General features: G+C 63.6%; 4 protein-coding genes and 2 rRNA genes (1 of these 6 cut by a window edge). All 6 read left to right on the top strand.

All coding sequences use genetic code 11. From position 1 onward, the window contains the following. Positions 1 to 2,180 (top strand): 23S ribosomal RNA (locus tag DEJ47_RS05305); it begins 941 nt to the left of the window's first position. An 87-nt stretch (positions 2,181 to 2,267) separates the two neighbouring features. Continuing rightward, positions 2,268 to 2,383 (top strand): 5S ribosomal RNA (gene rrf, locus DEJ47_RS05300). A 162-nt stretch (positions 2,384 to 2,545) separates the two neighbouring features. Then, complete coding sequence (locus tag DEJ47_RS05295) at positions 2,546 to 3,154, top strand: CDP-alcohol phosphatidyltransferase family protein (RefSeq protein WP_150165424.1); 609 nt, start codon at positions 2,546 to 2,548, stop codon at positions 3,152 to 3,154. A gap of 116 nt (positions 3,155 to 3,270) precedes the next feature. Further along, a complete protein-coding gene (locus DEJ47_RS05290) occupies positions 3,271 to 5,766 on the top strand; it encodes a mannose-1-phosphate guanyltransferase (RefSeq protein WP_150165423.1) in 2,496 nt (831 codons plus the stop codon). 88 nt (positions 5,767 to 5,854) lie between these two features. Further along, positions 5,855 to 6,754 carry a DUF881 domain-containing protein gene (locus tag DEJ47_RS05285; protein ID WP_150165421.1) on the top strand — a complete coding sequence of 300 codons (900 nt, stop codon included), beginning with the start codon at positions 5,855 to 5,857 and terminating at the stop codon, positions 6,752 to 6,754. After that, the gene (locus DEJ47_RS05280; RefSeq protein WP_003988855.1) at positions 6,751 to 7,083 is read left to right on the top strand and encodes a small basic family protein; all 333 of its coding nucleotides are present in this window, start codon (positions 6,751 to 6,753) and stop codon (positions 7,081 to 7,083) included. The genes DEJ47_RS05285 and DEJ47_RS05280 overlap by 4 nt, the downstream gene beginning before the upstream one ends. Positions 7,084 to 7,086 lie beyond the last annotated feature (3 nt).

Here is a 7,086-nt window from a genome sequence, read left to right as displayed (position 1 = left end):
TCGTGTGTTTCTTGCCGGAGGTAGAGCACTGGATAGGCGATGGGCCCTACCGGGTTACTGACCTTAGCCAAACTCCGAATGCCGGTAAGTGAGAGCGCGGCAGTGAGACTGTGGGGGATAAGCTCCATGGTCGAGAGGGAAACAGCCCAGAGCATCGACTAAGGCCCCTAAGCGTACGCTAAGTGGGAAAGGATGTGGAGTCGCAGAGACAACCAGGAGGTTGGCTTAGAAGCAGCCACCCTTGAAAGAGTGCGTAATAGCTCACTGGTCTAGTGATTCCGCGCCGACAATGTAGCGGGGCTCAAGCGTACCGCCGAAGTCGTGTCATTCCAGCATGAGGGCCAACGCCCGCTGGGATGGGTAGGGGAGCGTCGTGTGCCGGGTGAAGCTGCGCCGGAAGGCAGTGGTGGACGGTTCACGAGTGAGAATGCAGGCATGAGTAGCGATACATACGTGAGAAACGTGTGCGCCGATTGACTAAGGGTTCCTGGGTCAAGCTGATCTGCCCAGGGTAAGTCGGGACCTAAGGCGAGGCCGACAGGCGTAGTCGATGGATAACCGGTTGATATTCCGGTACCCGCTGTGAAGCGTCAAACATCGAGCCCATTAATGCTAAGGCCGTGAAGCCGCCCTGGAGCCTTCGGGCAAAGGGGAGTGGTGGAGCCGCTGACCCAAGGTGGTAGTAGGTGAGTGATGGGGTGACGCAGGAAGGTAGTCCAGCCCGGGCGGTGGTTGTCCCGGGGTAAGGGTGTAGCCCGTCATCTAGGTAAATCCGGATGACATGTGGGTGAGACCTGATGCCGAGCCGATTGTGGTGAAGTGGATGATCCTATGCTGTCGAGAAAAGCCTCTAGCGAGTTTCATGGCGGCCCGTACCCTAAACCGACTCAGGTGGTCAGGTAGAGAATACCGAGGCGTTCGGGTGAACTATGGTTAAGGAACTCGGCAAAATGCCCCCGTAACTTCGGGAGAAGGGGGGCCATTCCTGGTGATGAGTTTTGCACTCTGAGCTGGGGGTGGCCGCAGAGACCAGCGAGAAGCGACTGTTTACTAAAAACACAGGTCCGTGCGAAGCCGTAAGGCGATGTATACGGACTGACGCCTGCCCGGTGCTGGAACGTTAAGGGGACCGGTTAGTGCGCTTTCGGGCGTGCGAAGCTGAGAACTTAAGCGCCAGTAAACGGCGGTGGTAACTATAACCATCCTAAGGTAGCGAAATTCCTTGTCGGGTAAGTTCCGACCTGCACGAATGGCGTAACGACTTCTCGACTGTCTCAACCATAGGCCCGGTGAAATTGCACTACGAGTAAAGATGCTCGTTTCGCGCAGAAGGACGGAAAGACCCCGGGACCTTTACTACAGTTTGATATTGGTGTTCGGTTCGGCTTGTGTAGGATAGGTGGGAGACTGTGAAGCGGGCACGCCAGTGTTCGTGGAGTCAACGTTGAAATACCACTCTGGTCGTGCTGGATGTCTAACCTCGGTCCGTGATCCGGATCAGGGACAGTGTCTGATGGGTAGTTTAACTGGGGCGGTTGCCTCCCAAAGGGTAACGGAGGCGCCCAAAGGTTCCCTCAGCCTGGTTGGTAATCAGGTGTTGAGTGTAAGTGCACAAGGGAGCTTGACTGTGAGACCGACGGGTCGAGCAGGGACGAAAGTCGGGACTAGTGATCCGGCGGTGGCTTGTGGAAGCGCCGTCGCTCAACGGATAAAAGGTACCCCGGGGATAACAGGCTGATCTTCCCCAAGAGTCCATATCGACGGGATGGTTTGGCACCTCGATGTCGGCTCGTCGCATCCTGGGGCTGGAGTCGGTCCCAAGGGTTGGGCTGTTCGCCCATTAAAGCGGTACGCGAGCTGGGTTTAGAACGTCGTGAGACAGTTCGGTCCCTATCCTCTGTGCGCGTAGGAATATTGAGAAGGGCTGTCCCTAGTACGAGAGGACCGGGACGGACGAACCTCTGGTGTGCCAGTTGTCCTGCCAAGGGCATGGCTGGTTGGCTACGTTCGGAAAGGATAACCGCTGAAAGCATCTAAGCGGGAAGCCTGCTTCGAGATGAGTATTCCCACCCCCTTTGAGGGGTTAAGGCTCCCAGTAGACGACTGGGTTGATAGGCCAGATCTGGAAGCCCGGTAACGGGTGGAGGTGACTGGTACTAATAGGCCGAGGGCTTGTCCTCAGTTGCTCGCGTCCACTGTGTTGGTTCTGAAACCACGAACAACCCCATGCATGGTCACGCATGGTGCGGTTGACAGTTTCATAGTGTTTCGGTGGTCATAGCGTGAGGGAAACGCCCGGTTACATTCCGAACCCGGAAGCTAAGCCTCACAGCGCCGATGGTACTGCAGGGGGACCCTGTGGGAGAGTAGGACGCCGCCGAACTTTTCTTATAGCCGTGGCCCCTGGAATCGATTCTTTCGATTCCAGGGGCCACGGCTTTTTTGTTTCTCCAGACGTCCCTCGCACCCCTCTGCATCCTTGCGGCGCCACTGAGGGTAAGGTCAGGAGGCATCATTGGCTCTTTTCCCCACAGGAGGCCCCCGGGTGGAGGTCCAGGAGACGCGTGTCCAGACGGACCGTGTCCTCACCATCCCGAACATCCTCAGCATGGCGCGCCTCGCCGGCGTGCCCCTCTTCCTGTGGCTGATCCTCAGGCCCGAGTTCGGGGGACCCAACAGCGACGGATGGGCGCTGCTGGTCCTGGCGCTGAGCGGGGTCAGTGACTACCTCGACGGCAAGCTCGCCCGACGCTGGAACCAGATCAGCAACCTGGGCCGACTCCTCGACCCTGCCGCCGACCGGCTTTATATCCTCTCCACCCTGGTCGGACTCACCTGGCGGGAGATTCTTCCGCTCTGGCTGACCGCGGCACTGCTGCTGCGTGAGCTGGTCCTGCTGGTGATGGTCGGGATCCTCAGGCGCCACGGCTATCCGCCGCCCCAGGTGAACTTCCTGGGCAAGGCCGCCACCTTCAACCTGATGTACGCCTTTCCACTACTGCTCCTCAGTGATGGAAGCGGTCCGCTTGCCACACTCGCTGCTATTTTCGGATGGGCGTTCGCAGGTTGGGGTACAAGTCTGTACTGGTGGGCAGGGATCCTGTATGTGGTCCAGGTCCGCCGACTTGTCAAGGTGGACAAGTCAGCCGATTGAGCTCGCCGTTATGGCGGTCGTAGAGGCTCGAAGGCTCTCATCCGAGCAAAGATGGCCAGCCCATCCCGGTGAGCTCTGTCGGCTGGTTCGTCTCTAATGAGGAGGACGTTTCCGACATGAAGGCCGTCGTGATGGCCGGCGGTGAGGGCACCCGCCTTCGCCCCATGACCTCAAGCATGCCCAAGCCGCTCCTTCCCGTGGCCAACCGGCCGATCATGGAGCACGTGCTGCGCCTGCTGAAGAGGCATGGGCTCACCGAGACCGTAGTGACAGTGCAGTTCTTGGCATCGCTCGTCAAGAACTACTTCGGCGACGGCGAAGAGCTGGGAATGGAGCTCACCTATGCCAACGAGGAAAAACCACTCGGGACCGCGGGCAGCGTGAAGAACGCCGAGGAAGCGCTGAAGGACGATGCCTTCCTCGTGATCTCCGGTGACGCGCTCACCGATTTCGACCTCAGCGAGCTCATCGCCTTCCACAAGGAAAAGGGCGCGCTCGTCACCGTGTGTCTCACGCGCGTACCCAACCCGCTGGAATTCGGTATCACCATCGTCGACGAAGAAGGCAAGGTCGAGCGCTTCCTGGAGAAGCCGACCTGGGGTCAGGTCTTCTCCGACACGGTGAACACGGGCATCTATGTGATGGAGCCCGAGGTATTCGACTACGTCGACCCCGACGTGCCGGTCGACTGGTCCGGAGACGTCTTCCCGCAGCTCATGAAGGAAGGCAAGCCGGTCTACGGCTACGTCGCCGAGGGCTACTGGGAGGACGTCGGCACCCACGAAAGCTACGTCAAGGCGCAGGCCGACGTGCTCGAGGGCAAGGTCGACGTCGAACTCGACGGCTTCGAGATCTCGCCCGGCGTGTGGGTGGCCGAGGGAGCGGAAGTGCACCCCGACGCCGTGCTGCGTGGTCCGCTGTACGTCGGTGACTACGCCAAAATCGAGGCCGGTGCCGAAATCCGCGAGCACACCGTCGTGGGCTCGAACGTCGTCGTGAAGAGCGGCGCGTTCCTGCACAAGGCCGTCGTGCACGACAACGTCTACATCGGACAGCACAGCAACCTCCGCGGCTGTGTCGTCGGCAAGAACACCGACATCATGCGCGCAGCCAGAATCGAGGACGGCGCCGTCATCGGCGACGAGTGCCTGGTCGGTGAAGAATCGATCGTCCAGGGCAACGTCAGGGTGTACCCGTTCAAGACGATCGAGGCCGGCGCGTTCGTCAACACCTCGGTCATCTGGGAGTCCCGCGGCCAGGCGCACCTGTTCGGGGCGCGTGGTGTCTCCGGAATCCTGAACGTGGAGATCACGCCCGAGCTCGCCGTGCGCCTCGCGGGAGCGTACGCGACGACCCTGAAGAAGGGTTCCACCGTCACCACCGCGCGTGACCACTCGCGTGGTGCGCGAGCGCTGAAGCGTGCGGTGATCTCGGCGCTGCAGGCCAGTGCCATCGACGTACGGGACCTCGAGAACGTACCGCTGCCGGTCGCGCGGCAGCAGACAGCACGCGGCAGCGCCGGCGGGATCATGATCCGGACGACGCCCGGAGTGCCGGACTCCGTCGACATCATGTTCTTCGACGGGAACGGGGCCGACCTGTCGCAGGGGAGCCAGCGCAAGCTCGACCGGGTCTACGCGCGCCAGGAGTACCGGCGGGCCTTCCCGGGCGAAATCGGTGACCTGCACTTCCCGTCCAGTGTCTTCGACTCGTACACCGGTTCGCTGCTGCGGAACGTGGACACCACCGGAGTCGCAGAGTCGGGGCTGAAGGTCGTCGTCGACGCGTCCAACGGAAGCGCCGGACTCGTACTGCCGAGCCTCCTCGGGAAGCTCGGGGTGGACGCGCTGACGATCAACCCGGGGCTCGACGAGTCGCGACCGACCGAGACCGCGGACGCGCGCAGGTCCGGGCTCGTACGGCTCGGGGAGATCGTGGCGTCCGCACGGGCCGCCTTCGGCGTGCGGTTCGACCCCGTCGGCGAGCGTCTCTCGCTCGTGGACGAGAAGGGACGGATCGTCGAGGACGACCGGGCACTCCTGGTCATGCTCGACCTGGTGGCCGCCGAGCGGCGCAGCGGACGGGTGGCGCTGCCGGTGACCACGACGCGTATCGCCGAGCAGGTCGCCGCGTACCACGGCACGCAGGTGGACTGGACGACCACCTCGCCCGACGATCTGACGAGGGTCGGCCGGGGCGACTCGACCATCTTCGGCGGTGACGGGCGCGGCGGGTTCATCGTGCCCGAGTTCAGTGGCGTCTTCGACGGAACCGCCGCCTTTGTGCGGCTTGTCGGGCTGGTCGCGCGGACTCAGCTCACGCTGAGTCAGATCGACGCGCGGATTCCGCGGGCACACGTGCTCAAGCGTGATCTCGCGACACCGTGGGCGGTCAAGGGACTCGTGATGCGGCGGGTGGTCGAGGCCGCCGGTGACCGGTCCGTGGACACCACCGACGGCGTGCGGGTCGTCGAGGCCGACGGGCGTTGGATCCTAGTCCTGCCCGACCCGGCCGAGGCCGTCACGCACCTGTGGGCCGAAGGGCCCGACGACGCGTCCGCGCAGGCGCTGCTCGACGAGTGGTCCACGGTGGTGGACAGCGCCGGTCGCTGACCTTCCCGGGCGCCGGGCAGCAGCCGCAACAGGTGCTGCCCGGCGCGCCGGTGGGGCCATTCGGAGGTAACGCCCGCGACGTGCGACGATGTGCGGCATGCCGCAGCAGCCCCCCGTTCGGAGCACCCCCTCGCGCCCCCGGCGCCCGGACGCCTCCATGTCGCTGCTCACCACCGTCATGGACCACAGTCTGGACGAGGGGTACGCGGAGGCGGCGGCCCGCAAGAAGGCCAGAGGGGACAGTGGTGTTCCGCGCCCGCTGCGGGCCAAACTCGGCCTCGCGGCCGGTCTGGTACTGGCCGCGCTCGTGGTCACCGTGGGTGCCGCGCAGGCGCGCATAGAGGCCCCTGTCGTGGCCAAGGAGCGCGAGGAGCTCATCGACCGCGTCGAAGAGGCGACGGCGGGCGCCGACGCGCTCGAGGACGACGTGGACGAACTCCGCGACGACGTCGGCGAGCGGCAGGAAGCCGCGCTGAAAGAGCACGGCGGCAGCCAGGGCGAGTTGGTGGGGCTCCTCTCCGGCGCCACGGAGGTCCATGGACCCGGCGTGAAGCTCGTCGTGGACGACAAGAAGGAAGCCGAACAGGGCGGTGGCGGTCCGCGCGAGAGCACCGGGTTCTCCGACACGGGACGTGTACGTGACCGGGACATGCAGCGTGTCGTCAACGGCCTGTGGCAGTCCGGTGCCGAAGCGATTTCCATCAACGACCAGCGTCTGACCGCGCTGTCGGCGATCAGGGCCGCGGGTGACGCGATACTGGTCGACAACCGGCCGCTGGTGCCGCCGTATACGGTGCTCGCGGTGGGCGACGGCAAACGCTTGAGCACCCGGTTCCAGAACAGCCGCGACGGTCAGTACCTGCATGCTCTGCAGGAGAACTTCGGGATCCGGACCAGCATCTCCGTGTCGGACGAGCTGCGGCTGCCGGCCGCGCCGAGCGTGACCGTACGAACAGCAGAGCCGAAGGCAGGAAAGGGCACATCGTGATCGCCGTACTGGGCCTCGTCGTGGGAGTCGTGGCCGGATTGTTGGTTCGGCCCGAGGTTCCGGCGGTGGTCGAGCCGTACCTGCCGATCGCCGTGGTCGCGGCTCTCGACGCCGTGTTCGGAGGGCTGCGAGCCATGCTCGACGGCATCTTCGACGACAAGGTGTTCGTGGTGTCGTTCCTGTCGAACGTGGTGGTGGCCGCGCTCATCGTGTTCCTGGGCGACAAGCTGGGCGTGGGCGCCCAGCTCTCCACCGGTGTGGTGGTCGTCCTCGGCATCCGGATCTTCTCCAACGCCGCCGCGATCCGTCGGCACGTCTTCAGGGCGTGACGC

Origin of the sequence: Streptomyces venezuelae (assembly GCF_008642355.1) — a bacterium.
Classification (GTDB): Bacteria; Actinomycetota; Actinomycetes; order Streptomycetales; family Streptomycetaceae; genus Streptomyces; species Streptomyces venezuelae_B.
Note: the sequence above shows the minus strand (reverse complement) of the source record. Positions and strands in the feature narration are given on the sequence as shown.

Bases quoted from the DNA above. Each gene is read 5' to 3' on its own strand.
- DEJ47_RS05290 (WP_150165423.1), top strand. From the start codon at position 3,271: ATGAAGGCCGTCGTGATGGCCGGCGGTGAGGGCACCCGCCTTCGCCCC.
- DEJ47_RS05285 (WP_150165421.1), top strand. From the start codon at position 5,855: ATGTGCGGCATGCCGCAGCAGCCCCCCGTTCGGAGCACCCCCTCGCGC.